Below are 24,271 nucleotides of genomic sequence, written 5' to 3'. Positions count from 1 at the left end.
GCAGACGCTCCTCGATGGACCAGGTGCTCTGGGAGAAAACCTCTCCGCATTCTGGGCATACAAACATCAATTCCATAGAAAATAAGCGCCGCATACGGCGCTTTCCCAGACGGAGTCCAATTGTCTTAACAAATATATAAAAAGAATATGTATTTTCAAAAAAAATACATACAAAAAAATCCTGCATCAAAATGCAGGACAACGCACCCGCGCCAATGAAAAGCGGGAGTGTGCACGGGGAACTTGCGGTGCTACAACGTCTCGTCCAGGACGAGGTTGTCGCGATGGATGACTTCCGGGTGCGGACAGACGCCCAAAAGCGCCGTGATCTCCGCCGAAGAAAGCCCTTGGATGCGCCGCAGCTCTGCGGCCTTGAAATTCGTCAGCCCAACACCGATGGTAGTACCTTCGGGGTCCACGACCTTCACCAGAGCACCCACGCCGAACTGGCCTTCCACGCCCACGACACCGGCGGCAAGGAGGCTCTTGCCGCGGGAGCGCAGGGCCTGGGCCGCGCCTGCGTCCACCTGCACCACGCCTGCGGGATCCAAGTGGTAGGCGAGCCAGAACTTCCGCCCGGAAATGTTTCGCTTGGGCCGCACCCAGGTCCCCAGCGCTTCCCCGGCAAAGATCCGCTCCAGGGCAAATTTCTCCCGGCCCGAGACGATGATGGTGGGGATACCCAAACGGGCGGCACGCCGAGCGGCCAAAAGCTTGCTGAGCATCCCGCCGGTACCGGCCTGGGTCTTGCCCCGACACATGGCGGCAAGGGGGAGACTCTCGATGTCTTCAATGCACGCAAGGAGCGTGGCCGCCGGATTTTCCAGGGGATTGTCGTCAAAAACCCCGGGGGCGGAGGTGAGGTTCACCACCAGATCCGCCCCCACCAGGTTGGCCACCATGACCGACAAGGCGTCGTTGTCGCCGAACTTGAGCTCCTGCACGGCCACGGTGTCGTTTTCGTTGACCACGGGAATGACCTTCCACGCGAGAAGCTCGGTCATGGTGTTGCGAGCATTGAGGAAGCGCTCCCGGCTGCGCAGATCGTCCTTGGTGAGGAGCACCTGGGCCGAAATCTTGCCAAAACGGGCAAAGGCCTCGTCATAGGCATGCATGAGACGGCTTTGCCCGACGGCGGAAGCAGCCTGCTTGTGCACCAGGCAGGCACACGCACTTCGGCCCACCACCGAACGCCCCGCAGCCACGGCCCCAGAGGTCACGAGGACGACTTCCACCCCCCGGTCATGCAGGGCCGCCACCTGATCCACCAACCGGCTCACAACCCGCATGTCCAAGCCTTCCGGACAGGTGAGCACCGCGCTGCCGACTTTGATCACCACCCGCCGGGCACTTTCCACGGCCCGACGCCGCTCCTCACGCCAGTCTCCCATCCCCCTTCCCCTCGGAATCCGGATTTGAGGCCACGGCTGAAGCTTCGGCGGTCTCCAGCATGGCCCACATGGCGGCCACTACCGCCTCCACCCCCTCGCCGTCCAGCGCGGACATGAAGAGCGCCGAAATGCCCGCGGCGGAAAGCGCCTGGGCAAGACGCGCACGCGCCGAGGCGTCCAAGAGATCGATCTTGTTGACCACGAGCAGTTGCGGCTTTTGGGCAAGAGTCGCGTCAAAGAGGCGGAGTTCCTCGTTGAGCATGGCGAACACCGCGCCCGGATCCTCGCCTTCCACGTCCGGGGCCGCTGCCAGGTGCACGAGGAACCGGGTGCGCTCCACGTGGCGCAAAAAGGTGTGGCCCAGGCCGACGCCGGCATGGGCACCCTCAACCAGGCCGGGAATGTCGGCCACCACCATGCGGGCGCCTGCGGGGTGTTCCACCACCCCAAGCTGCGGGGTGAGCGTCGTGAAGGGATAGGGCGCGATCTTGGGCCGTGCAGCAGAAATACGCGAAAGAAATGTGGATTTTCCGGCGTTGGGAAGCCCCAGCAGCCCTGCGTCGGCAAAGACCTTGAGCTCCAGACGCAGACGCTTCTCCTCCCCGGGCTCGCCAGGCTGGGCAAAACGCGGCGTGCGCATGGTGGCGGACTTGAAGTGGGCGTTGCCCTTGCCCCCGCGCCCCCCGCGGGCGACGACGATCTCCTGGCCGTCGGAGGCCAAATCCGCCAAAAGCACCTCGCCGTCTTCGGTCTCCTCGAAGACCAAGGTTCCCACAGGCACTTCCACGATCTTGGGCGCACCGGCGCGGCCAAAGCACATGCTGCCCCCTCCAGGGCGGCCGTTTTCCGCTTCCTGCACCGACTGGTGGCGATAGTCATACAGCGTCAAAAGCCGGCTCGAAGCTCGCACGATGACATCTCCGCCTGCGCCGCCATCCCCACCGTCCGGGCCGCCCTTGGGGATATACTTCTCCCGTCGAAAGGAGACACATCCCCGGCCCCCGTGTCCGGAACGCACAAGGATCCGGGCTTCATCCACAAAACGCATTGGCTCCTCCCTTGCCGACCGCTGCCCAAAAACACAAAAGCCGCCCGGAACTCCCGAGCGGCCAAGAAAACAAACGGGACCCGGCGCTAGGCCACCGGCACCACGTTTACCCGAGTCTTCACCACATTCTTGCGGGAATACTTCTCAAACTGCACCACGCCATCCACCAGGGCGAACAAGGTATCGTCCTTGCCCTTGCCCACGTTGACACCAGGATGAAACTTGGTACCCCGCTGCCGCACCAGGATATTTCCCGCGAGCACCTGCTGGCCGCCGAATTTCTTGACACCCAACCGCCGACCTGCGCTGTCGCGTCCGTTCCGAGAACTTCCGCCTGCCTTTTTATGTGCCATGACGTCCTCCTAGAGTGCGGCCTCGATACCCGTCACCTTCACCAAAGTGAAGTCCTGACGGTGGCCCTGCTTTTTGCTATAGCCCTTGCGGCGCTTTTTCTTGAAAACGATGATCTTTTTGTCCCGGCCATGATCCACCACCTGGCAGCGCACCACAGCGCCTTCCACCAGCGGCTGTCCCACCTTGAGACCGGACTCACCCTGCACCAAAAGCACCCGGTCCAGAGCGATCTCCGCGCCGACCTCGGCCTCCATCTTGGGCGCCTTGAACTGCAGCCCTTCTTCCACCCGGAACTGCTTCCCGCCCGTTTCTACGATCGCGAACATTGTATATGACCTCCAAAAAAGTGAACGACGCCCGAAGCATGCTGCGCGGACGTCACGCCTTGCCGTCGAGAGGGATGCCTTCTGTACGCGGCGATGGCGCTGACGTCAACCAGAAAGCAAAAACTCCCATCCGGACGTCCCGGGCCAGCGACTCCGCCAAGGGCCTGCAGCCGCACGGAGTAGTCTTGGCGCCGCCGGATGTCGGCAAAGGTCTGGATCCAAGGGGGCAATTTCTTGCGCCCCATGGAGGACTGCAAGCCGGAAGAGACGGAATCTTTCTGCACTCATGGGTTCCATGAAAGTCAGAACGCTGCAGCCACCCCAACGATGGGATTTTCCTCACACCAAGCGCCTGTGGCCATGGGTGCCTCGTTGCAGCGCACCATGCCCCGCTTGGAGCAAGCCCACCGCCTGGCCAAAGCATTGCGTGCCGCTTTACATAAACTCCACCACGTACTTGGCGGCAGTACCCCAAAGGACCAACACCAAGCCGGCCTTGATGACCCGCGACGGCACGAAACGCTGGCAGCGCGCCCCCAGATACATGCCCGCCATGCCGCCCAGGCCAAAAAGCAGGCCCAGCTTCCAGTCCGGGGCAACGGAAAGGTGCGGATACCACGGAGCAATGGCCTGGTAGAAGATCACGCCAGCCACGGAAGTCACGCACGTACCCATGAGCGCCGCGCCAGCCACAGCGTACACCGGCAGACCGAAGATGGACACAAAGAACGGGGCCACGATGGCGCCACCGCCGATGCCGTACACGCCCCCCACGACGCCCACCACCAGGCAAAGGACAAAAATCCCCCACACTGGGGCCTGATACCGCCTTCCTTGAAAGGTAAACGCCACCTGCCGCCAATTCCAGGCCTCCACCTCCACCACGCCATGGCCGGTGTCCTTTTTACCGCCGCCGCGCCACAGATCACGCACCATACGCGCGCCGATATAGGCGAGCACCAGGGCGGCAAACAGCTTGAAACGCCGCGGATCCGGCAAATAGGCCACGCGCAACATCGCGCCGAGAAACACCCCGGGCAAGGTACCCAGCACCACGGCCCAGGTGAGCGGCCACACCATGCGCCCTTCCTTGGCGTAGCGCCACACTCCGCTGGGGATGGCCACCACGTTGAAGAGCTGGTTGGTGGCGCTCACCGAAGGGTGCACATACCCCAGCACCGACATCTGAAAAGGAAGAAGAAGAAACGCCCCGGATACCCCGCCCATGGAAGTGCCCAGCGAAATGGCAAAGGCCGTCATCGGCGGCACCCACCACGCCACTTCGATACCTGCAGTGGAAAACATCATAACCCTCTCCCCCTGCTGTATTTTTTTACACATCTACTTTGTGATAAAAATCACAGAATCGTCAACCCCCTCATGGACCTCTCCTCAAAAAAAATCCCGGCCAGAACCCCCTGGCCGGGAAAGCACATTGGCAGCAGTTCCAAACGTCATATTCCGCAGGCGCCCTGCAGATACTTGTGGCGCAGGTTACGCGTCACCAGCACCGGGCATTGGGCCCCTTGGAGCACGTGAGTCACCACACTGCCCATAATGACCCCTTCCAAGGCCGAAAGCCCCCGAGATCCAATCACAATGAGGTCGCAGTCATACTCCTCCTGCACATCGAGGATGTCATACCACGGCCGGCCTTCACGGGCAATGAGCTCAATGCGCATGCCACAGGGCTCAAGCATCTTCTTATAATCCTCAAGCATCGCCATGGATTTCGCCTGCTCCTCTGCACGCAACATGGCAGCCTCATCTCCACCGATAGTCATATTGATAGGCTCATAGACATGCAGAAGATAGAGCACCGGATTTCGAACATTGAGTAAGTGAGTCGCATATTTTGCCGCGTTACGGGATGAATCGGAGCCATCCACAGGAACAAGGACGCGTTCAATCTTGATCATAAATCCTCCACGATATTCCTCTTCACCATTAGAGGAAAAATAGCACCGTCATCAAAATGAAGCACGGAACCAGAATTCCAATAGACCATGCCATATAGCCGAAGAAACTCGGCATCTTCACGCCTGTGGATTCCGCGATGGAACGCACCATGAAGTTGGGCGCATTGCCGATATAGGTGTTGGCGCCCATGAATACCGCTCCGGCGGAAATCGCCAGGAGAGTGGTCACTTCCTGCATGAGCACCTGGGCATCACCGCCAGCGGTATTGAAGAACACCAAATAGGTCGGCGCATTGTCCAAAAAGCTCGACAGCACGCCGGTGAGCCAAAAATACATGGCATGGTTGGGCTGGCCGTTCTCGGACACCAAGGCGATGATGCTCCGCAGGGCCCCTTCCTCGCCGGCGCGCAAGATGGCGATGGCCGGGATCATGGAGAGGAAGATGCCGGCAAAGAGCTTGGCCACTTCGCGGATGGGCTCCCAATCGAACTCGTTCTTGCGCCGGGTCTCAAAACTGGTGGTCTTGAGGCTGATGCCCGCCAGGATGAGCAGCAGGATATCCCGTACCACGTTTTGCAGCTCCACGTGCACATGATACACGTCAAAGCCTGTGCCCGGGTTCCACATGCCACTCATGAGCACCCCGCCGACGACACCTCCCAAGAGCAGGAGGTTATGGGTGCCTTCCAACCCAAGTTTCCCCTTGGCTTCCGGCGGCGTGGGGCGGCCTTCCTTGTTGAAGAGCACGGTATCCACAATCAGGTACAGGGTCAGCAAAATGGCGGCGAGCACGACCATGGGCACGAAGAGGTGCACCGTGGTCCAGAAGAACGACACCCCCTTGAGGAAGCCCAAGAAGAGCGGCGGGTCTCCCAGCGGCGTGAGCGAGCCGCCGATATTGGCCACGAGAAAAATGAAGAACACCACGGTGTGCACCTTGTACTTGCGGTGCGCGATGGCGCGAAGAAGCGGCCGGATCAGCAGCATGGCCGCGCCGGTGGTTCCCATCCAGCTCGCCAAGATCGTGCCCAAAAGCAGGAGCCCTGCGTTCACCTTGGGCGTGCCCACGAGGCTGCCGGTGAGGCACACCCCGCCGGCGATGGTAAAGAGGGAAAAGAGCAAGATGATGAAGGGAATGTACTCCAGAAGCGCGGTATGCACCACTTCGTAGAGGGCCAAGTCGAAGCCGTGGGTCAGGGCAAAGGGGACAAGAAACGCCAACCCCCAGAAGGCCGCCACCTTGCCGTAGTGATGGTGCCAGAAATGCGGCACGGTAAGCGGCATGACGGCAATGGAAAGGAGCATGCAGGCAAAGGGGATGACCCACAATGCGCCCAATTCTTTCCCAATCTCCTCGGCGGCATGATGCAAGTCTCCACCTGCGGCCCATGCCGGGGCCAACCCGCCAAGGAGCGCCACACCAAGGAGCGCGGCCACCCATGGCCAAATCCGTCGCTGTTGCATGCAAGGTCCTCCTGTTTTTCAAAGTCCCGGTTGACGTTGCCCCCCTACGCGGGAGGATGGGCGGCCACCACCGCCACCACGGCCTGGCACAACCGCGCCACATCTTCTTCCGTGATGACGTACGGCGGCATGACGTACACCAAGCGGCCAAAAGGCCGCACCCACACCCCTGCCGCGACCAAGGCCGGTTGCATCACGGCCATAGTCACCGGGGCGGTCAGCTCCACCACTCCAATGCCGCCCAGCACCCGAACCTCAGCCACATGGGAGAAGTCTTGGCATGGAGCCAGTCCCTCCCGCAAAAGCGTCTCCAGACGCGACACCGCCTGCCGCCAAGCACCCTGCCGGACGATTCCCACCGAAGCCCGGGCCACGGCGCAGGCGAGCGGATTGGCCATGAAGGTCGGGCCATGCATGAGACAGCCTGGGCCGCCAGCATTCACCCCTTGGGCCACCGCAGCTGTGGCAAGCACCGCCCCCAACGTCAGGTAGCCGCCTGTAAGCGCTTTGCCTACGGCCATGATGTCCGGGGAAATCCCCGCATGCTCGCAGGCAAACATGCGGCCGGTACGGCCAAAGCCGGTAGCGATCTCGTCGGCGATGAGCAGCACGTCATAGTCGTCGCACAAACGCCGCGCCGCACGCAAAAATTGTGGGTGGTAAAAATACATGCCGCCCGCCCCTTGCACCACGGGCTCCAGCACCAGGGCCGCGATCTCGCGTCCGTGGCGCGCCAGCACCGTCTCCAGGGGGGCCATGGCCTGATCGTCCCAGACAGCCCCCCAGGGCACTGCCGGGCGAGGCACAAAAAAGTGCTGGGGCAAAATCCGCGCGAAATGGGAGTGCATGCCGTTTTCCGGGTCGCACACGCTCATGGCGCCCAGGGTGTCCCCATGGTAGCCGCCGCGCAGGGCCACCAGCCGACATTTTTCCGGTCGCCCCCGCCCCATCCAATACTGAAAAGCCATCTTCATGGCCACTTCCATGGCCACAGAGCCCGAGTCGGCAAAGAACACCACAGAAAGCGGGTCCGGCGCCAGATCCACCAACTCCCGCGCCAAGAGCACTGCCGGCTCGTGGGTGATGCCGCCAAACATGACGTGGGCCATGCGAGAGAGCTGCTGGACGATGGCCGCATCCAGCTCGGGGTGGCGATAGCCATGAATGACCGCCCACCACGACGCCATGCCGTCGATGAGTTCCCGGCCATCGGCCAAGCGCAGACGGGCGCCCTGGGCGGACTCCACCACTACGGGGGGCACGGCCGCAGGCATGGTGGCATACGGGTGCCACACGTGCCGGCGGTCCAGCTCCAAGAGATGGTGCAGGGCGGAGTCCATGACGGGGAGACCTCCCATGGGTTGCGGGCGAGCGCCCTTTGCACTACGGGGCGCCCATGGTTGCCTCGCCCCCTATCCCAGAACGCTATTGCCTGCAATCCTACATCTACGAGTTGCCTGAAGATCGCATCGCGCAGACGCCGGCGCAACACCGTGAGGCATCCCGGCTGCTCGTGGTCCCCCGTGAAGGGACGATATTTTCCGAGCACGCCTTTGCCGAGCTCCCCCAGCTTCTGCCCCCGGAAGCGCTTCTCGTCTTCAACAACACCAAGGTGCTGCCGGCCCGGCTGCTCGCCACCAAGCCCACGGGCGGCAAAAGCGAATTTCTCCTGCTCACCCCCCTTCCCCGTATCGTCCCGGAGCCGGACGGCACAGGCTGGCAGGCCGAGGCCGAAGGGTTGGTGCGCGGCCTCAAACCAGGGCAAGCCCTCGATTTTCACGGCCTTGAGGTGCGCGTCCTCGAGCGTATGGACTTCGGCCGCTGCCGCGTGCGCCTTGCCTGGCAGGGAGAGCTTGCGGACATCTTTCTGCGCCACGGTCACATGCCGCTCCCTCCGTATATCGCCCGGCCCGACTCGGGTGAGGACCAGGAACGCTACCAAACCGTGTACGCCGATCCCGCCAAGCTCGGATCGGTGGCCGCCCCCACGGCAGGGCTCCATTTCACCCCGCAAATCCTCGCTGCCCTCCGCGAACGCGGGATGCAGACGGTGGCGGTCTGCCTCTACGTCGGGTACGGGACCTTCAGCCCGGTACGCTGCGAGGACATCCGCGACCACCGCATGCACGCCGAGTTTATCGAGGTTTCCGAGGACGCGGCCCAGGCCATTGCCCAGGCCAAGGCCCAAGGCCGGCCCGTCGTGGCCGTAGGGACCACGTCCGCCCGTACCCTGGAGAGCCTGCCCGTCAAAACCGGCGGCATCCACCCCTACCAGGGCTGGACCGACCTCTACATCCTCCCCGGCCACCGCTTTCAGGTGGTGGACAGTCTCATCACCAACTTCCACTTGCCCGCATCGAGCCTGCTCATTATGGTCGCCGCGCTGGCGGGCCTGCCCACCGTCCGCGCCGCCTACGCGCAAGCGGTGCGCTCCGGTTTCCGATTTTTTTCCTATGGCGACGCCATGCTCATCCGCTAACCCCACCCCTCGGAGGTCGCTTATGCCAAGTCGCGTCCAATTCCGGGAAGACCGCTGCAAAGGCTGCCTGCTCTGTGTCCAGGCCTGCCCCAGCGGCATCATCCAGCAATCTTCCCGTTTCAACCAACAAGGCTACAAAGTAGCCGAAGTCCCTGCCGAACGCATGGCGGAGTGCAAAGGCTGCGCCTTTTGCGCCATCATGTGCCCGGATTTCGCCATCCATGTCTTCAAAACCAAGGAGGCCGCATGAGCGAACGCGTCTTCCTCAAAGGCAATGAGGCCATCGCCCGGGCGGCGCTTGCCGCGGGCATGCGCTGCTATTTCGGCTATCCCATCACCCCGCAAAACGACATCCCGGAACTCCTTTCCGCGGAGCTGCCCAAGGCGGGAGGAGAGTTCGTCCAGGCGGAAAGTGAAGTGGCCGCCGCCAACATGCTGCTTGGCGCCGCGGCCTGCGGGGTGCGCGCCATGACCACGTCCTCGAGCCCCGGCATCTCCCTCATGCAGGAGGCCATCTCCTACATGGCCGGCAGCGAACTTCCCGGAGTCATCGTCAATATGAACCGTGGCGGCCCGGGCCTGGGCGACATCGGCCCCTCGCAGGGGGACTACTACCAGGCCACCCGCGGCGGCGGCCATGGCGACTACCGCACCCTGGTACTCGCGCCCGGCACGGTGCAAGAGGCCTACGACCTCACCATGCTCGCCTTCGACCTTGCCTTTCACTACCGCAACCCGGTCATGGTGCTCGGGGACGCCATCCTCGGGCAGATGAAAGAACCGGTCACCCCCCATACCCCCGCCCGCACCGCTGATCCTGAGGCCGCAAGCTGGTGTTTGCAAGGCGCCGTGGGTCGACCCGGGCGCATCATCAAATCGCTCTTTCTGGAAGACGGGGCCCTGGCAGGACAAAACACCCGCCTGGCCGCCAAGTACCAGGCCATGGAGGCGGAGGTCCGCGCCGAACAATTCCTCGTGGAGGACGCCGAACTCGTCGTGGTGGCGTACGGATCCATCGGCCGCATCGCCAAGAGCACGGTGCGCAAGCTGCGCAACGCCGGACACAAAGTGGGGCTGGTGCGGCCCATCACCCTCTTCCCCTTCCCCTCGGCCATGCTGCGCGCCCTTGCCGACCAGGGCAAACGCTTCCTCACCCTCGAACACAACCTGGGACAGATGGTGGACGACGTGCGCCTGGCCATCCGCACGGTGGCCGACAGTGCCTTCCACGGCCACCTGCCCGGCAACCTGCCCACGCCCAACGACTTCGAAGCCCCAATCCTGGCCGCCCTTGGCGCCGACCACTAACGGGAGACCAGCATGCAGGAAATCCGCGTCACCAATTATCCGGAAGTCTTGGTGGATCGTCCCACCCACTACTGCCCTGGGTGCCAACATGGCATCGCCCACCGCTTGGTGGCCGAGGCCCTCACCGACCTGGGAGTGGTGGACAAGACCATCGCCGTAAGCTCCATCGGCTGTTCCGTGTTCCTCTACAACTACCTCAACCTCGACACCGTAGAAGCCCCCCATGGCCGGGCCCCGGCCGTGGCCACGGGCGTCAAACGCGCCCGGCCGGATGCCGTGGTTTTCGCCTATCAGGGCGACGGCGATCTGGCCTCCATCGGCATGGCGGAGATCATGCACTGCGCCAACCGCGGCGAGCGGGTGACCGTCATCTTCGTCAACAACACGGTGTATGGCATGACCGGCGGTCAGATGGCGCCCACCACCTTGGTCGGCCAAAAGACCACCACCTGCCCGGGCGGCCGCTGTCTGGAACGCGAAGGCGCCCCCATCCGCATGAGCGAGATCATCGCCAGCCTTGGAGGCACGGCGTACTGCGAGCGCGTGGCCGTCAACACGGTGAAAAACGTCCTTGGCGCCAAGAAGGCCATCCGCAAGGCGTTTCAATACCAACTGGACGGCAAGGGGTTTTCCTTCGTGGAAGTCCTCTCCACCTGTCCCACCAATTGGCGTATGACGCCGGTGGCGGCCAATGAGCGGGTCGCCTCCGAAATGATCCCCTACTTCCCCTTGGGGACCTTCAAAGACATCGCCGCCACGGAGGGAGCCTAACCATGTACATGGATGCCATTATCGCCGGCTTCGGCGGCCAGGGAGTCATGCTCATCGGCAACCTCCTCGCCTATGCGGGGATGCACCACGGCCTGGAAGTCACCTACATCCCGGTGTATGGCCCCGAGATGCGCGGGGGCACGGCCAATTGCACCGTGGTGCTCTCGGACGAACCCATCGGCTCGCCCATCATCCACACCCCGCAAAGCCTCATCATCATGAACGGCCCGTCGCTCACCAAGTTCGCCCCCCGGCTGGTGGACGGCGGCGTTCTGGTGCTCAACACCTCGCTGGTGCCGGAAGAAACCGCCGATGCCTCCCGGGTGCGGGTCATCGGTGTGCCGGCCAACGAGATCGCCGACGGCATCGGCAACACCCGCATGGCCAACATGGTGGCCCTCGGCGCCTACGTGGCCGCCACGGAAGTCATGCCTTTGGACGTGGTGGAGGCCAGCCTCTCTTCGGTCATCTCCAGCCACTACAGCCACCTGATCCCCAAAAACGTCGAGGCCCTGCGCGCAGGCGCGGCTTGTGTGAAGCGCTGATGTTCCTTTTGGGCGTCATCGGTCATCCCGTGGGGCATTCCTTGAGCCCCCGGCTCCACAACTGGGCCCTGCGCCACGCAGGGCTCTGTGGGGCCTACCACGCCTGGGACATCGCGCCCCACGACCTCGCGGCCTTTGTCCAAGCGGTGCGGCTGCTGCCCATCCATGGGGCGAGTGTCACCATCCCCCATAAGGAAACCATTCTCCGCCTTGTGGATGGAGTGACCCCGGAGGCAAAGGCCATAGGTGCGGCCAACACCCTTTTGTGGGCGGAGGGCAAACTGGTGGCGGACAACACCGATGTCACCGGCTTCATGGCCCCCATCGCCGAACTTTCCCCAGGCCGAGCCCTGGTGCTCGGCGCCGGGGGTGCGGCCCGGGCCGCGGTGTACGGCCTTCGTGAGCGCGGCTGGCAGGTGGCGGTCACGGCCAGAAACCTCGCCCGCGCCCAAACCTTGGCTACAGACTTGGGAGCCGAGGCCGTCCCCTGGGAAAAACGCACACACCTCGATTTCGACCTCCTGGTGAACGCCACACCGCTGGGCATGCGCGGCCCCCAGGAAGACTGCTCGCCCTGGGAGGCAGCGCTCCCAGCCGCAGCCACGGTGTACGACATGGTCTACACCCCGGATCCCACGCGGCTTGTGCGCCACGCCCAAGACTGCGGCTGTACGACCATCTCGGGTCTGGCCATGTTTGTGGCCCAGGCTCAGGCCCAATTCACCCGCTGGACCCAAGCCACCTTCCCCGGGGATCAGGCCCACGCCCTCCTCGCCCAAGCGCTCTGCCCATGCCCCGCCTGAGTATCGCCCTTGCGGCCATCCTTTGGGGGACCACGGGCACGGCGCAGGCCCTGGCCTCCACACAAGCGCATCCGTTGGCCGTCGGGGCCATACGCCTGCTCATCGGGGCGGCCTGTCTCCTCGGTCTGGCCATGCTCGCCGATCGCCCAGGACTTCTGCGTCCCTGGCCGCGCCGGGCGACCCTGCTGGCCGGACTCGGAGTCGCCCTCTACCAAGTAAGCTTTTTCGCGGCCGTGAAGACCATGGGGGTAGCGGCAGGCACTGTCACGGCCATCGGCAGCGCACCCGTGGCGGCAGGCATCCTCGGCGTGCTCCTCCACGACGAGCGGCCGGCCTGGCCCTGGTATCCCGCCACGGCCCTGGCGGTCTGTGGCTGCGCGCTCCTCACTTCTTCCCATGCGGGGGAGTTTTCCTGGGCCGGCATGCCGCTCGCCCTGGGGGCAGGCTTCTCTTACGCCCTCTACTGCGCCGCCTGCAAAAGCATCCTTCGGGATCGACGGCCGGAGACCGCCATGGCCGGCGTCTTCGGCATCGCCGCGGTGCTGCTTGCCCCGCTTTTAGGGGTTCTCGAGATGACCTGGCTCTGGGAGCCCCAGTCCATGGCCGCCATGGCGCACCTCGGGGTCTTCGCCACCGCCCTGGCCTACCTGCTCTTTTCACGCGGGCTCACCCGCACCCCGGTGGCCACTGCGGTCACCATCTCGCTTCTGGAACCACTGACCGCAACAGCCCTGGGGATCTTTCTCCTGCACGAGCCCGTGAACACCGGCCAGCTCATAGGCATGGGAAGCATCCTCACAGGGATGCTGCTTTTGGCCATGGAGCGCACGGCCTTGCCAAAAACTTCCTCAGACCCTACTTTGAAGACCAAATATTCCAACGAGGGAGGAAGACCATGACCGACAAGCCTACCACCGAGACCCCCATGAGCATCCCAGCAGCGAAGGCCCCCAAGGCCCTGAGCGAGGACGCCAAGCCCGCCCTTCACGGACAAAAGTTCCAGGAACTCGACGCTTCCACGGCCGCCATGCTGGAGTCCCAGGAGGTGCCCGCCATCCAGGGCAGCGACGACGAATGGTGGTGCCCCAACCCCACCTGCGAAATCATCGACAAATAGCCCCTTGGCCCGTGGGCTGCACGGGCCGCCCCTTCCCATGCCCACCCTATGGATCAATGCCGGCGAAATTTCCGGCGACGTACACGGCGGTCTCCTCGCGCAGGAGATTCTGCGCCAATGCCCAACGGCCCGCCTGGTGGGCATGGCCGGCCCGGCCATGCGCGCCGCCGGGGTGGAGCCGCTTCTTGCCACCGAAGACCTCTCCGTCATGGGGATTACCGAGGTCCTGGCCCACGCAGGCACCATCGTCAAACTCCTGCGCCGCACCCGCCGGGAGCTTGCCGCACTGCGCCCGGACCTCATGGTGGTCATCGACGCCCCGGACTACCACTTCCGCCTCCTTGCCATGGCCAAAAAGCTCGGTATCCCGGCGGTATATTACATCAGCCCCAAACTCTGGGCCTGGCGGGAAAACCGCGCCCACTTCCTCAAAACGCACGTGCGGCGCATCCTCTCCATCCTGCCCTTCGAGTCCGCGTTCTACGCCCGTTTTGGCATGGAGGTGGATTTTGTGGGCCACCCCTTGGTGGACGCAGTCTGCACGCCCGAGGTGATGGCCATCCACCCCATCCCCGGGCGCATCGCCGTGCTTCCCGGAAGCCGTCGCAGAGAACTCACCGCCCTGCTTCCCACCTTTGCCGAGGCGTGCCGGCTCCTCGCCCGCCGCTATCCGGGGCTGGAATTCCTCCTTCCTGTGGCCCCAGGCATCTCCGAAGCCATGGTGCGTAACCTGTGGGGAGACGGTCCTGCCGTACGCCTGGTGCCCGCCGCAGAACGCTATCCGTGGATCCGCTCGTGCCAGCTGGCCCTGGCGGCCTCGGGCACCGTCACCCTGGAGACCGCCCTGCTCCACGTCCCCACGGTGGTGGCCTATCGTTTTTCGCCCCTCACCTACGCGGTGGGCAAGCGCGTGGTGCGGGTACCGTTCATCGCCCTGCCCAACCTCGTGCTCGGCACCGAGGTCTTCCCGGAACTCCTCCAAGATCAGGCCCACAGCGCCGCCCTGGCAGCGCACGTGGCCTACTGGCTTGACCTGCCGCACCGCGCCGAAGCCGTCCGCGCCACTCTCCGCTCCCTGCCGGGGCTCCTGGGCGGCGGCGCGGGAAAACGCGCTGCGCGCATCGTGCTGGAGGAAGCCCAGGGAGCGCAGCCGTGATCCTCGGTCTTGGGGTGGACGTAGTGGAAATCGCCCGCATCGCCCGGGTCATGGAGCGGCTGGGAGAGCGCTTCGCCCAACGCATCCTCCGACCCGAGGAAACGCGGGGCCATCTGACTCCAACCTACGTAGCCGGGCGGTTTGCGGCCAAAGAAGCCCTGGTCAAGGCGCTGGGCACAGGATTTACCCAAGGCATCGGCTTCCACGATTTCGCGGTTGTTTCGACCCCCAGCGGCGCCCCCCAGACACAGCTCTTCGGAGCTGCACACGCGCGGCTCATGCAGCTGGGCGGCACGGCCGTCCACCTCTCCATCAGCCACAGCCGAGAGCATGCCGTGGCCATGGCCATCGTCGAAGGGGCAACGCGCCCTCCTGCGCCGGATTTTTGGCCAGAAATTGGTTGACAGCGCCCAAGCACTCCCGCTAAGGGCGGCTTCTCGACGTCGGGCCGTTAACTCAGACGGTAGAGTATCTGCCTTTTAAGCAGAGAGTCGAAGGTTCGATCCCTTCACGGCCCACCACATGCGTCCCCATCGTCTAGTGGCCTAGGACACCGGCCTCTCACGCCGGTAACAGGGGTTCAAACCCCCTTGGGGACGCCACTCTTCCAGGTCCCCATCGTCTAGTGGCCCAGGACGCCGGCCTCTCACGCCGGTAACAGGGGTTCAAATCCCCTTGGGGACGCCACAGCGTACCACGGCCTTGCCACACCCACGCGGCAAGGCCGTTTTTTTTTTTTTTGATGCCGCTGCGGCCCAAATCCCACTGTCCTGCTCTCCTTTGCCCAATGCGTCCAGCCCTTTGACGGAAGGGCAGAAGCTCTGCTATGGCGCGCGTCATCCTGTCCTTATTTCCTCCAAGGAGCGCATATGGATGCAAGCCGCCTCATCCCGCAGGACCTCCCTCTTCCGGTCAGCCCAGGATGGTTCGTGGTCCTTCAGATGATCACCCTCACCCTCCATTTCCTCTTCATGAACCTCATGCTCGGCGGAAGCCTCATCGCCTTGGCCGTGAGCCTCACCCGAGGCGACACCCCCTCGCCCGCCGCGAAAACCCTGGCCACCAAAATCCCTTTCGCCATCGCCTTTGCCGTCAACTTCGGCGTGGCGCCGCTGCTCTTCACCCAAGTACTCTACGGCCAATTTCTCTACACCAGCAGCGTGCTCATGGCCGTGCCCTGGATCTCGGTCATCGCGCTGGTGATCCTCGCGTATCTCGCCGCGTATCTGGTGGATTTCCGCTACCACGAGCTCGGTAGCGCCCGCACGGCGGTCTTTGCCTTCATGGCCGCATGCCTGGCCACCGTGGCCTTCATCTACACCAACAACATGACCCTGATGCTCGACCCCGCCCGCTGGCAGGCCTATTTCCACAATCCCCACGGGACCATCCTCAACCTGGAAGACCCGACCCTTGCCCCCCGGTACCTCCACTTCGTCCTGGCCTCGGTAGCGATCGCCGGACTGGGGCTGGCTTGGGCCGCGCATCGGGGATGGGGCGCCCTTTCTCCCCAATGGGTGGCCCATGGCCTCACCTGGTACGCGGGGGCTTCCATGGGACAGTACGCCACGGGCATGTGGTTCTACTCCGCACTCCCGCAGCACGTCGCCCACGCCCTGGGCGGCGGCGCCGGGCTCCCCACCCTCACCTTCGCTCTCGGCGCCATCCTGGGCATCGCCAGCATCGCCACTGCCTTGCAAAAACGTCTGGTCACCACCACATGGCTGCTGCTCGCCACCACCGTGCTCATGGTGGCCCTGCGAGACATGGTCCGCGACCTCTATCTTGCTCCATATTTCTCCGCATACCAGCGCACTGTAACCAATGAATACGGGTCTCTCGTGATGTTTCTTTTCACCCTGTTTCTCGGCATTGGCGTTGTGGCATGGATGATCCGGACGATCATCCATGACTGCCGTACGGAGGTGCGGTCATGAATTTTCCAGTATGGGAACTCCATGCAGCAGGCGGCGGCATTCTGGTAGCGATCATTGCCGTCTTTCATGTCTATATCGCCCATTTCGCTGTAGGGGGCGGACTCTTTTTGGTGACGATGGAACACTGGGCGTACCGCACGGGCGACAACCATCTTTTGGAATACATCAAGAGGCACACCCTGTTTTTCCTCATCGTCACCATGGTGCTCGGAGGAGTCACGGGTGTCGGCATCTGGTTCATCATTTCCCTCCTTGCGCCCGCAGCGACATCGCTCCTGGTCCATAATTTCGTTTTTGCTTGGGCCACGGAGTGGGTCTTTTTCTCCGGCGAAATCATCTCGCTCTTTTTCTATTTCTACCTGTTCGGAAAGATCCGCCGTAGCCTTCACCTGGCCATCGGCTGGATCTACTTCGTGTGTGGCTGGATGTCGCTTTTCATGATCAACGGTATCATCGGCTTCATGCTCACCCCCGGAGACTGGCTTGCCACCCACAATTTCTGGGACGGACTGTTCAACCCATCCTTCTGGCCGGCGCTGGTCTTCCGCACGGCCTTTGCGCTGGCGCTGGCCGGCCTCTACGGCCTGGTCACTGCGGCGTGGGAAAAGGACACCTCCACCCGCGAACGCTTGGTACGCCGCTGCGCCCTCTGGCTCATCCTGCCCTTTATCGCTGTGCTCCCATCGGGATGGTGGTATCTTCAGGTCATCCCCGCTCCCCAACAGGCCCTCATCCTTGGCGGCAATCCAGAGATTCCAAGGCTATTCACCACCTTCTTCGGGATCTGCTCCCTGCTCGTGACCGGCGGCCTCATCCTGGCCGTCCGCATGCCTGCGCAGCTCAAACGCTCCGTGGCGCTCACCCTGCTCGTGATCGGCATCGCCTCCCTGGGGAGCTTCGAGTGGATCCGCGAGGCCGGACGCCGGCCGTACCTCGTTGCCGGCTACCTCTTTTCCAACAGCATCCTGGTGGACGAAGCCCCGGCGCTCGACCAAGGCTACCTCAAGGCCTCGGCATGGAACCAACACGCCGACCTCGCCGATCCTCTGGCCGCGGGCAAAGAGCTCTTCCGCGGACAATGCTCCGCCTGCCACTCCATCGGCGGTCCGCTCAACGACATCCGCAAGCTTTCTGCCTCCTTCGGGCTTATGGGCATGGAGAGCCTGCTTACCGGAATGGGCAAAATCTACGGCTACATGCCGCGCTTTGTGGGCACCGCGGCCGAGCGCCGCGCCCTGGCCAGTTATGTGGCGAGCCTCACCCCCCGGGTGGAGGAACCCATGCTGCCGCGGCCAGCCCTCGACCAAACCATCCCGGCGTTTTCCAAGGAAACGTCCGAATACGTACTGCTGGCCTGGTGCACCCTGGGCGAAAAATGCATCTCCGATTGTGACGCCCAATTTTCGCTGCTGCCGCCCGGAAGCACGCTCATGGCGCAGCTCGTGCGACGCGGCCCGCTGCCGGAACTGGTCTCCGAAGGCGTCGAGTTGCGCTACATCGCGCCCCCAGGCCACGAGCACCCCGGCGGCCAGGTGGATTTTTGGAAGTACGCCAAGAGCCTAGTGGGCAAAGAGCTCCCTGCGGATACCAGCGCCAAGGGGCTCTCCCCGTCCGGGGTCATGCACCCGGTGGAGGGACAGGCGCTCTTTATGGCCAACGGTATCCCGGCCCTGCCGTACCGCGACGACGGCGTCATCGACCCGTATCCCGTGTGGACCGTAGAAGCTCGAGACGCAACGAGCGGCGAGCTCCTTGCCTCCACCCAAGTGGTCCTGCCCGTGTCCACGGAAATCGGTTGCAAAAACTGCCACGGCGGCACCTGGCGCCGACAGGGCGCCATGGGCATTGCCGCCACCACGGCGTCGGACATTCTCGCCCGCCATGACCGCCGCCATCAGACCAGCCTCATGGCCAAAGCCCAGGCTGGAGAACCCGTGCTCTGCCAAAGCTGTCATCCGGATCCGCTCCTCGGCGCCAAGGGCGATCCCGATCTCCTCAATCTTCCGGCAGCCCTGCACGGCTTTCATGTCCACTACCTGGCGGACCGGCCTGGCGCCGAACCCTGCCACGCCTGCCACCCCACCGGCCCCACCAGCTACAGCCGCTGCGCCCGCGGGGTCCATGCCCAGCGGGGACTCACCTGCGTCTCCTGCCACGGCACCCTGGAAGACCACGCCCTTTCACTGCTGCGCGCCGAAGCCGACGCCGGCAAGCCCAAGGCCAAGCGTCTCATGGAAGGCGTGCGCCCCCGCGCTGTGGCCTCCGTTCAAGAAATTCAACCGCGCACGCCCTGGAACAACGAGCCGGATTGCCTCTCCTGCCATGAGGACTTCACGCGTCCGGAAAGCACTGAGGCCTCGGCCTTCAACGCCTGGACCCCAGGGGAAGAGGCGCTCTATCGCAGCCGCACCGATGACGCGGGCCTGCACTGCCCGGCCTGCCACGGCCCCACGCACGCCGAATACCCGGCGCACAATCCCTTCGCCAGCCAGCGGGACGCCATCCAGCCGCTGCAGTACCAAGGGACCTCCGCTCCCATCGGCGCCCGAGGCAATTGCGCCGTGTGCCATACCATGGACATGGAGTACGAATTCCACCACGAAAACATTCTGGCCAATATGGCCAACTAATCCTCCAGGCGGGTGCGCGGCTCCGTGCCGCGTCCGCCCGCAGGCAACTCCGCCTTCAGACGCATGATGCGCCGCCACGAGAACGCGATGCGCTGCGGGGAAAGACGTCCCGCAGCCACGGCGGCCTCCAGGGCCTGCACCACGCGGGGGACCACGTCGGGGTCGTATTGCAGGTTGTTGCCCACCAGGAGCATGTCCACGCCAGCGGCCACCGCCCGGACGGCCGCTTCCTCCAGGCCGAAATGGTCGGTGATGGCCCGCATCTGCAAATCATCGGAGATGACCACGCCATCAAACCCCAATTTTTGACGCAAAAGCCCCGTGATGATGGGTGCGGAAAGGGTGGCGGGGGCGCGGGGATCTATGGTCCGCACGAAGAGGTGCCCTGTCATGACGCACGGTGCAGCGTCTGTGGACAGGATGCGGGCGTACGGGATGAGCTCGGCCGGGCTCCAGGTGGCGGTGACGTCGGTGATGCCGAGGTGCGAATCCGTGCGGGCGCTGCCATGCCCGGGAAAGTGCTTGAGGCACGCAAGCACGCCCTGGCTTCGCAGCCCCTGGGCAAAAGCCAGGGCGTGGCGGGCCACGGTCTGCGGGTCTGCGGCAAAGCTGCGGCCCAAAGCACCAATGGCCGGACTTTGCGGGTCCACCGCCACGTCCACCACCGGGGCAAAATCGAGGTTGATCCCCACGTCCGCCAGCATGGCGCCGGTACGCTCCCCCCACCTGCGGGTGGCGGCCTCAGTCCCTTGCCCCATCTCCCAGGCTGACGGTAGCGCCAGGAAACCATGTTCCTCCCGCAACCGACGCACCCGTCCGCCCTCCTGATCCACACCAATGAAAAGCGGAATGGACGCGGCGGCCTGCAAGGACGCCGTCAGCTTACGCACCTGCGCTGGAGAAAGGATATTGCGCCCGCCGCCAGAAAGCACGTCCCGATCGAAAAGGATCACCCCGCCGATATGAAAGGTCTGGATATCCCGTAGGATCGGAGATCCTTCCGTTACCTCGGCCCCACGAAATCCCACCAGAAGCATTTGGCCAAGCATGGTGCGCAGCTCCGCCTCGGCCCCTGCCCGCGCCGGCAGAATCAAGGCCAAAAGCGCCCCTGCCACCGCCCGAGCCCACCACCTGCTGCCGCTCTTCATCCCTTACTGCTCCCTGCGCTGGATTTGCCGCAACGCCCCGCTTGACAATCGATTATCTGCCACATACGCAAACGCCATGAACGCCACGCTATGCCCCATTATTTCCATTACCGGCATTATCCGTATCGCCAGCGGGCGGTTCGGGGCGGCGTACGCGTAGCAGGCACACGTACCACACAGCACAACCCCGGACCCTCGGCCCGGGGTTTTTTTATGACGACGGGGGCCATATGATCCAGATCTACGACACCACCCTGCGCGACGGCAATCAAAGCGAAGAGATCTCCTTCTCCACGGATGACAAGCTGCGCATCGCCACCAAGCTCGATGAGCTCGGCGTGGCCTATATCGAAGGCGGTTGGCCTGGGGCAAACCCCAAAGACAAACGTTTTTTTCAAGAAATCCGGCAATATGCCCTACATCATGCCCGCATCGCCGCTTTTGGCTCCACCCATGCGGCCAAAACCTCCGCGGACAAAGACACCAACCTCACCGAACTCATCGCCAGCCAGGCCCCGGTGCTCACCATCTTCGGCAAGACCTGGGACATCCACGTCACCGAGGCCCTCAAGATCCCGCTGGAGCGCAACCTGGAGCTCATTGCCCATTCACTGCGCTTCCTGCGTCCCCACGCCGCGGAACTCTTCTACGACGCCGAGCATTTTTTCGACGGCTTCAAGGCCAATCCGGCCTACGCCCTCGCGTGCCTGCGTACCGCCCACGAAGCCGGGGCCGACGTGCTCGTGCTCTGCGACACCAACGGCGGCTGCCTGCCCCATGAAATCGCCGCCGCCTTCGATGCCGTGCGGCGTGAACTGCCGGACGCCAAGCTCGGCATCCACACCCACAACGACAGCGAGCTGGCCGTGGCCAACAGCATCGTCGCGGTGCAGCACGGCGCCACCCAGGTACAGGGGACCATCAACGGCTATGGGGAACGCTGCGGCAACGCCAACCTCTGCTCGGTCATCGCCAATCTGGAGCTCAAACTAGGCACGCCCTGTCTGCCTGAAGGCCGGCTTTCCCGCCTCACGGACACCGCCGAGTTCGTGGCGGACGTGGCCAACCTGCGCTCCTTTGCCCGCCAGCCCTTTACCGGAAAATCGGCCTTCACCCACAAAGGAGGAGTGCATGTGGCGGCAGTACGGAAAAATCCCCGCACCTACGAGCACATCCCCCCTGAGGCCGTAGGCAACCGCCAGCGCATCGTGCTTTCCGACCAATCAGGCCAGTCCAACATCCTCTACAAGGCCCGCCAATACGGGTTTGAACTCGACAAAGGCGATCCCTTTGTGCTGGAGCTTCTCACCGAGCTCAAAAACCGCGAGGATCAAGGCTACGAATACGCGGCCGCCGAGGCATCCTACGAGTTGCTCGTCAACCGCGTTCTCGGCCGGGCGAGAACGTATTTTCGCATCGCCGCCATCCGTATCCTGGATTCACTCTTCACCGAAGACGGCGAGCCCTTTACCGAGGCCACGGTGATGCTGCGTGTGGGCGGCCTTTTGGAGCACACCGCCGCCACCGGACGCGGCCCGGTCAACGCCATGGACAACGCCCTGCGCAAGGGTCTGGAAAAGTTCTACCCCGCCTTGGCGGAAATGCAGCTTCTCGATTTCAAGGTACGGGTCCTTTCCCGCCCCAAAAACGGAAGCGACACCAGCGGCACGGCATCCTTCGTGCGCGTGCTCATCGAATCCGGTGACCGCAAGGCGCGCTGGACCACGGTGGGCGTCTCTTACAATATTATCGAGGCCAGCCGCCAGGCCCTGGAAGACTCCATCAACTACAAACTCTTCAAGGACGACCAGCGCAAGCTCACCCAGGCCATCCGGGAGCTCTAAGCCGCCCCCTGAAGGACGTCTCCAGGGGGCACATCCCTCAGGCTTCCCGCACTTCCAGGGCGTCCTCGAAAAAGGCCGTGAGCTTGAGCTTCAACCCACCCGCATCGAGGACCGTGTCCTGGCCTGGAAAGAGCTCCAAGGCGGGCTCAAAGCTATCACCCAAGAACACAGCTTTGGCCTCGCCACTACTTTCCCAGCGGATTTCCGTTCCATCGTCCAAAACCAAAAGTTCCCCATCATGGAGCCGCACCGGCAAATCCGTCTGCGAGTAGGACATCTTCCCCCTCCTGGTTCCGGTTTTTCCCGCCGTATTGCGGATTTTTTTCTTTCCTAGCATGCGCCGCCCCCCGGTCAAGAAGCAAGATCCCCCTCAAACTTGACGCCGCCGCACCCGAGACCTACGTGCGGCCCGCACCTTTTTTCTGGAGAACCTCGATGTCCCTTGCCCGCGAAATCCAGCAGCAGACCGCTCGCCGACGCACCTTTGCCATCATCAGCCATCCGGACGCCGGCAAAACCACCCTCACGGAAAAGCTCCTCCTCTACGGCGGCGCCATCCAAATGGCCGGGGCAGTGAAGTCCCGCAAGGCCTCCCGCCACGCCACCTCCGACTGGATGGCCATGGAGCGGGAACGCGGCATATCCATCACCACCTCGGTCATGCAGTTCCACTACGCGGACATGGTGATCAACCTCCTCGACACCCCAGGACACGACGACTTCTCCGAGGACACCTACCGCGTACTCACCGCGGTGGACGCGGCCCTGCTCGTCATCGACAGCGCCAAGGGCGTGGAGGCGCAGACCAAAAAACTCATGGAGGTGTGCCGTCTCCAACGCACCCCGGTCATCACCTTCATCAACAAGTTGGACCGCGACGGCCTGGCGCCCCTCGACCTCCTGGCCGACGTGGAGGCCCACCTGGGAGTGGAGACCGCGCCGCTTTCCTGGCCCATCGGCATGGGCAAGCTCTTTCGCGGCACCTACAGCATCGCCGAAAAACGTCTGCACCTCTACTCCCCCACCCATGGCGGCCGCATCCAGCAGGGAGAGGTGTTTGAAGACATCCACGACCCGCGCCTGGACGCCATCCTCGGCCCCCAGGCGGACGAATTGCGCGACGACCTGGAGCTCCTCGCCGGAGCAGGCAATCCCTTCGACCCGAACCGCTACCTCGCAGGCCAGCAGACGCCGGTATTTTTCGGCAGCGCCCTCAACAACTTCGGCGTGCAGGAACTCCTGGACACCTTCGTGCGCATCGCCCCGCCCCCGCAGCCGCGCCGCACCCTCACCCGGGAAGTGGCCCCCACCGAAGAGGCCTTCTCCGGGTTCGTCTTTAAGATTCAGGCCAATATGGACCCCGCCCACCGGGACCGCATCGCCTTTGTACGCATCTGCTCGGGGAAATTCACCCGGGGTATGAAGCTGCGCCACCTGCGCCTCGGCAAAGACATCGCCGTCAATAACGCCCTCATCTTCCTCGCCCAAGATCGCAGCGGCGTGGATTCGGCCTATCCTGGCGATATCATTGGGCTCCACAACCACGGCACCATCAAGATCGGCGACACCTTCACCCAGGGAGAAGAGCTCAAGTTCGTCGGGATTCCCAGCTTCGCGCCCGAGCACTTCCGCAAGGTGGTGCTCCAAAGTCCCCTCAAGGCCAAACAGCTCCACAAGGGACTCCTCCAATTGGCCGAAGAAGGGGCGGTGCAGGTCTTCCGTCCCTTGTCCTCCAACGACTACATTCTGGGGGCGGTGGGGCTGCTCCAGTTCGAGGTCATCACCGCCCGGCTGGCGGACGAGTACGGCGTGGACGCCACCTATCAGCCGACTTCCTGGAACGTCGCCCGCTGGGTGCATAGTGACGATGCCGCCGAGCTTGCGCGCTTCCGACGGGAGATGCAGCACTCGCTCGCCATGGATGCCGAAGACAACCTCGCCATATTGGTGGACAGCGCCTGGCGACTGGACTACATTGCCGAAAAGTGGCCCGGCATCGTCTTTGCCGCCACTCAGGAAAAACGCTGACT

Annotated in this window: 24 protein-coding genes and 3 tRNA genes; 17 read left to right on the top strand and 10 right to left on the bottom strand. The window is 63.6% G+C overall.

What is annotated here, in order from left to right; all coding sequences use genetic code 11:
- Positions 1-251 precede the first annotated feature (251 nt).
- From proB to bioA, 8 genes are all read right to left on the bottom strand, one after another.
- The gene (gene proB / locus BR00_RS05630; RefSeq protein WP_496476610.1) at positions 252-1,391 is read right to left on the bottom strand and encodes a glutamate 5-kinase; all 1,140 of its coding nucleotides are present in this window, start codon (positions 1,389-1,391) and stop codon (positions 252-254) included.
- Positions 1,375-2,439, bottom strand: a complete 1,065-nt coding sequence (obgE, locus tag BR00_RS05625; RefSeq protein WP_496476609.1) for a GTPase ObgE — start codon at positions 2,437-2,439, stop codon at positions 1,375-1,377. Before obgE ends, proB begins: the two co-directional genes overlap by 17 nt.
- 86 nt (positions 2,440-2,525) lie before the next feature.
- Positions 2,526-2,792, bottom strand: a complete 267-nt coding sequence (gene rpmA / locus BR00_RS05620; protein WP_496476608.1) for a 50S ribosomal protein L27 — start codon at positions 2,790-2,792, stop codon at positions 2,526-2,528.
- A 9-nt stretch (positions 2,793-2,801) separates the two neighbouring features.
- Entirely contained in the window at positions 2,802-3,119 is a 318-nt protein-coding gene (gene rplU, locus BR00_RS05615) for a 50S ribosomal protein L21 (RefSeq protein ID WP_281750649.1), read from the bottom strand.
- Between the two features lie 435 nt (positions 3,120-3,554).
- Positions 3,555-4,427: a sulfite exporter TauE/SafE family protein gene (locus tag BR00_RS05610; RefSeq protein ID WP_496476607.1), complete on the bottom strand. Its 873-nt coding sequence runs from the start codon at positions 4,425-4,427 to the stop codon at positions 3,555-3,557.
- Between the two features lie 146 nt (positions 4,428-4,573).
- Entirely contained in the window at positions 4,574-5,038 is a 465-nt protein-coding gene (locus tag BR00_RS05605; protein WP_496476606.1) for a universal stress protein, read from the bottom strand.
- Positions 5,039-5,066: 28 nt separating this feature from the next.
- Positions 5,067-6,503 (bottom strand): sodium:proton antiporter, encoded by a 1,437-nt coding sequence (locus BR00_RS05600; RefSeq protein ID WP_496476605.1) that lies wholly within the window; start codon positions 6,501-6,503, stop codon positions 5,067-5,069.
- A 44-nt stretch (positions 6,504-6,547) separates the two neighbouring features.
- Positions 6,548-7,843: an adenosylmethionine--8-amino-7-oxononanoate transaminase gene (gene bioA / locus BR00_RS05595; RefSeq protein ID WP_496476604.1), complete on the bottom strand. Its 1,296-nt coding sequence runs from the start codon at positions 7,841-7,843 to the stop codon at positions 6,548-6,550.
- A 56-nt stretch (positions 7,844-7,899) separates the two neighbouring features.
- On the opposite strand from bioA, the gene queA reads away from it, so the two are divergent.
- The 15 genes from queA (at position 7,900) to BR00_RS05520 (ending at position 19,249) form a co-directional block, all read left to right on the top strand.
- On the top strand, positions 7,900-8,982 hold the full coding sequence (gene queA / locus BR00_RS05590) for a tRNA preQ1(34) S-adenosylmethionine ribosyltransferase-isomerase QueA (protein WP_496476603.1): 1,083 nt from the start codon (positions 7,900-7,902) through the stop codon (positions 8,980-8,982).
- A gap of 22 nt (positions 8,983-9,004) precedes the next feature.
- Positions 9,005-9,232 carry a 4Fe-4S dicluster domain-containing protein gene (locus tag BR00_RS05585; protein ID WP_496476602.1) on the top strand — a complete coding sequence of 76 codons (228 nt, stop codon included), beginning with the start codon at positions 9,005-9,007 and terminating at the stop codon, positions 9,230-9,232.
- Positions 9,229-10,290: a 3-methyl-2-oxobutanoate dehydrogenase subunit VorB gene (locus BR00_RS05580; protein ID WP_496476601.1), complete on the top strand. Its 1,062-nt coding sequence runs from the start codon at positions 9,229-9,231 to the stop codon at positions 10,288-10,290. Before BR00_RS05585 ends, BR00_RS05580 begins: the two co-directional genes overlap by 4 nt.
- 12 nt (positions 10,291-10,302) lie before the next feature.
- Positions 10,303-11,061, top strand: coding sequence for a thiamine pyrophosphate-dependent enzyme (locus BR00_RS05575; RefSeq protein ID WP_496476600.1), 759 nt, complete (start codon positions 10,303-10,305; stop codon positions 11,059-11,061).
- 2 nt (positions 11,062-11,063) lie between these two features.
- Positions 11,064-11,606, top strand: a complete 543-nt coding sequence (locus tag BR00_RS05570; RefSeq protein WP_496476599.1) for a 2-oxoacid:ferredoxin oxidoreductase subunit gamma family protein — start codon at positions 11,064-11,066, stop codon at positions 11,604-11,606.
- Positions 11,606-12,409 carry a shikimate dehydrogenase gene (gene aroE, locus BR00_RS05565; protein WP_496476598.1) on the top strand — a complete coding sequence of 268 codons (804 nt, stop codon included), beginning with the start codon at positions 11,606-11,608 and terminating at the stop codon, positions 12,407-12,409. Before BR00_RS05570 ends, aroE begins: the two co-directional genes overlap by 1 nt.
- Positions 12,397-13,308 carry a DMT family transporter gene (locus BR00_RS05560; RefSeq protein WP_496476597.1) on the top strand — a complete coding sequence of 304 codons (912 nt, stop codon included), beginning with the start codon at positions 12,397-12,399 and terminating at the stop codon, positions 13,306-13,308. The genes aroE and BR00_RS05560 overlap by 13 nt, the downstream gene beginning before the upstream one ends.
- Positions 13,305-13,526 carry a hypothetical protein gene (locus BR00_RS05555; RefSeq protein ID WP_496476596.1) on the top strand — a complete coding sequence of 74 codons (222 nt, stop codon included), beginning with the start codon at positions 13,305-13,307 and terminating at the stop codon, positions 13,524-13,526. Before BR00_RS05560 ends, BR00_RS05555 begins: the two co-directional genes overlap by 4 nt.
- 37 nt (positions 13,527-13,563) lie before the next feature.
- Positions 13,564-14,682, top strand: a complete 1,119-nt coding sequence (gene lpxB, locus BR00_RS05550) for a lipid-A-disaccharide synthase (RefSeq protein ID WP_496476595.1) — start codon at positions 13,564-13,566, stop codon at positions 14,680-14,682.
- Positions 14,679-15,086, top strand: coding sequence for a holo-ACP synthase (gene acpS, locus BR00_RS05545; protein ID WP_496476594.1), 408 nt, complete (start codon positions 14,679-14,681; stop codon positions 15,084-15,086). Before lpxB ends, acpS begins: the two co-directional genes overlap by 4 nt.
- Before the next feature lie 41 nt (positions 15,087-15,127).
- Positions 15,128-15,203, top strand: a tRNA-Lys gene (locus BR00_RS05540).
- 5 nt (positions 15,204-15,208) lie between these two features.
- Positions 15,209-15,284, top strand: a tRNA-Glu gene (locus BR00_RS05535).
- Between the two features lie 9 nt (positions 15,285-15,293).
- Positions 15,294-15,369: transfer RNA gene (locus tag BR00_RS05530), tRNA-Glu, on the top strand.
- Positions 15,370-15,551: 182 nt separating this feature from the next.
- Positions 15,552-16,619: a hypothetical protein gene (locus BR00_RS05525; RefSeq protein ID WP_496476593.1), complete on the top strand. Its 1,068-nt coding sequence runs from the start codon at positions 15,552-15,554 to the stop codon at positions 16,617-16,619.
- Complete coding sequence (locus BR00_RS05520; RefSeq protein ID WP_496476592.1) at positions 16,616-19,249, top strand: cytochrome ubiquinol oxidase subunit I; 2,634 nt, start codon at positions 16,616-16,618, stop codon at positions 19,247-19,249. Before BR00_RS05525 ends, BR00_RS05520 begins: the two co-directional genes overlap by 4 nt.
- Here the strand turns inward: BR00_RS05520 and BR00_RS05515 are convergent.
- Positions 19,246-20,397, bottom strand: coding sequence for a glycoside hydrolase family 3 protein (locus tag BR00_RS05515; RefSeq protein ID WP_496476591.1), 1,152 nt, complete (start codon positions 20,395-20,397; stop codon positions 19,246-19,248). The two genes, BR00_RS05520 and BR00_RS05515, sit on opposite strands and share 4 nt — an antisense overlap.
- 230 nt (positions 20,398-20,627) lie before the next feature.
- Between BR00_RS05515 and cimA the strand changes: the two genes are divergently transcribed.
- Positions 20,628-22,241: a citramalate synthase gene (gene cimA, locus BR00_RS05510; RefSeq protein ID WP_496476590.1), complete on the top strand. Its 1,614-nt coding sequence runs from the start codon at positions 20,628-20,630 to the stop codon at positions 22,239-22,241.
- A 37-nt stretch (positions 22,242-22,278) separates the two neighbouring features.
- Here the strand turns inward: cimA and BR00_RS05505 are convergent, their stop codons facing one another.
- On the bottom strand, positions 22,279-22,518 hold the full coding sequence (locus BR00_RS05505) for a hypothetical protein (protein ID WP_496476589.1): 240 nt from the start codon (positions 22,516-22,518) through the stop codon (positions 22,279-22,281).
- Between the two features lie 158 nt (positions 22,519-22,676).
- On the opposite strand from BR00_RS05505, the gene BR00_RS05500 reads away from it, so the two are divergent.
- Positions 22,677-24,269 carry a peptide chain release factor 3 gene (locus BR00_RS05500; protein WP_496476588.1) on the top strand — a complete coding sequence of 531 codons (1,593 nt, stop codon included), beginning with the start codon at positions 22,677-22,679 and terminating at the stop codon, positions 24,267-24,269.
- Positions 24,270-24,271 lie beyond the last annotated feature (2 nt).

The organism is Thermodesulfomicrobium thermophilum DSM 16697, from assembly GCF_059568695.1.
The sequence above is the reverse complement of the archived record's forward strand: the minus strand, read 5'-3'. Positions and strand labels throughout refer to the sequence as shown.

Bases quoted from the DNA above. Each gene is read 5' to 3' on its own strand.
- BR00_RS05525 (WP_496476593.1), top strand. From the start codon at position 15,552: ATGGATGCAAGCCGCCTCATCCCGCAGGACCTCCCTCTTCCGGTCAGC.
- cimA (WP_496476590.1), top strand. From the start codon at position 20,628: ATGATCCAGATCTACGACACCACCCTGCGCGACGGCAATCAAAGCGAA.
- BR00_RS05570 (WP_496476599.1), top strand. From the start codon at position 11,064: ATGTACATGGATGCCATTATCGCCGGCTTCGGCGGCCAGGGAGTCATG.
- rplU (WP_281750649.1), bottom strand. From the start codon at position 3,119: ATGTTCGCGATCGTAGAAACGGGCGGGAAGCAGTTCCGGGTGGAAGAA.
- BR00_RS05575 (WP_496476600.1), top strand. From the start codon at position 10,303: ATGCAGGAAATCCGCGTCACCAATTATCCGGAAGTCTTGGTGGATCGT.
- rpmA (WP_496476608.1), bottom strand. From the start codon at position 2,792: ATGGCACATAAAAAGGCAGGCGGAAGTTCTCGGAACGGACGCGACAGC.
- BR00_RS05600 (WP_496476605.1), bottom strand. From the start codon at position 6,503: ATGCAACAGCGACGGATTTGGCCATGGGTGGCCGCGCTCCTTGGTGTG.
- aroE (WP_496476598.1), top strand. From the start codon at position 11,606: ATGTTCCTTTTGGGCGTCATCGGTCATCCCGTGGGGCATTCCTTGAGC.
- BR00_RS05520 (WP_496476592.1), top strand. From the start codon at position 16,616: ATGAATTTTCCAGTATGGGAACTCCATGCAGCAGGCGGCGGCATTCTG.
- BR00_RS05580 (WP_496476601.1), top strand. From the start codon at position 9,229: ATGAGCGAACGCGTCTTCCTCAAAGGCAATGAGGCCATCGCCCGGGCG.
- BR00_RS05610 (WP_496476607.1), bottom strand. From the start codon at position 4,427: ATGATGTTTTCCACTGCAGGTATCGAAGTGGCGTGGTGGGTGCCGCCG.
- BR00_RS05515 (WP_496476591.1), bottom strand. From the start codon at position 20,397: ATGAAGAGCGGCAGCAGGTGGTGGGCTCGGGCGGTGGCAGGGGCGCTT.
- queA (WP_496476603.1), top strand. From the start codon at position 7,900: ATGGTTGCCTCGCCCCCTATCCCAGAACGCTATTGCCTGCAATCCTAC.
- BR00_RS05585 (WP_496476602.1), top strand. From the start codon at position 9,005: ATGCCAAGTCGCGTCCAATTCCGGGAAGACCGCTGCAAAGGCTGCCTG.
- proB (WP_496476610.1), bottom strand. From the start codon at position 1,391: ATGGGAGACTGGCGTGAGGAGCGGCGTCGGGCCGTGGAAAGTGCCCGG.
- BR00_RS05505 (WP_496476589.1), bottom strand. From the start codon at position 22,518: ATGTCCTACTCGCAGACGGATTTGCCGGTGCGGCTCCATGATGGGGAA.
- lpxB (WP_496476595.1), top strand. From the start codon at position 13,564: ATGCCCACCCTATGGATCAATGCCGGCGAAATTTCCGGCGACGTACAC.
- BR00_RS05555 (WP_496476596.1), top strand. From the start codon at position 13,305: ATGACCGACAAGCCTACCACCGAGACCCCCATGAGCATCCCAGCAGCG.
- BR00_RS05560 (WP_496476597.1), top strand. From the start codon at position 12,397: ATGCCCCGCCTGAGTATCGCCCTTGCGGCCATCCTTTGGGGGACCACG.
- BR00_RS05605 (WP_496476606.1), bottom strand. From the start codon at position 5,038: ATGATCAAGATTGAACGCGTCCTTGTTCCTGTGGATGGCTCCGATTCA.
- obgE (WP_496476609.1), bottom strand. From the start codon at position 2,439: ATGCGTTTTGTGGATGAAGCCCGGATCCTTGTGCGTTCCGGACACGGG.
- BR00_RS05500 (WP_496476588.1), top strand. From the start codon at position 22,677: ATGTCCCTTGCCCGCGAAATCCAGCAGCAGACCGCTCGCCGACGCACC.
- bioA (WP_496476604.1), bottom strand. From the start codon at position 7,843: ATGGACTCCGCCCTGCACCATCTCTTGGAGCTGGACCGCCGGCACGTG.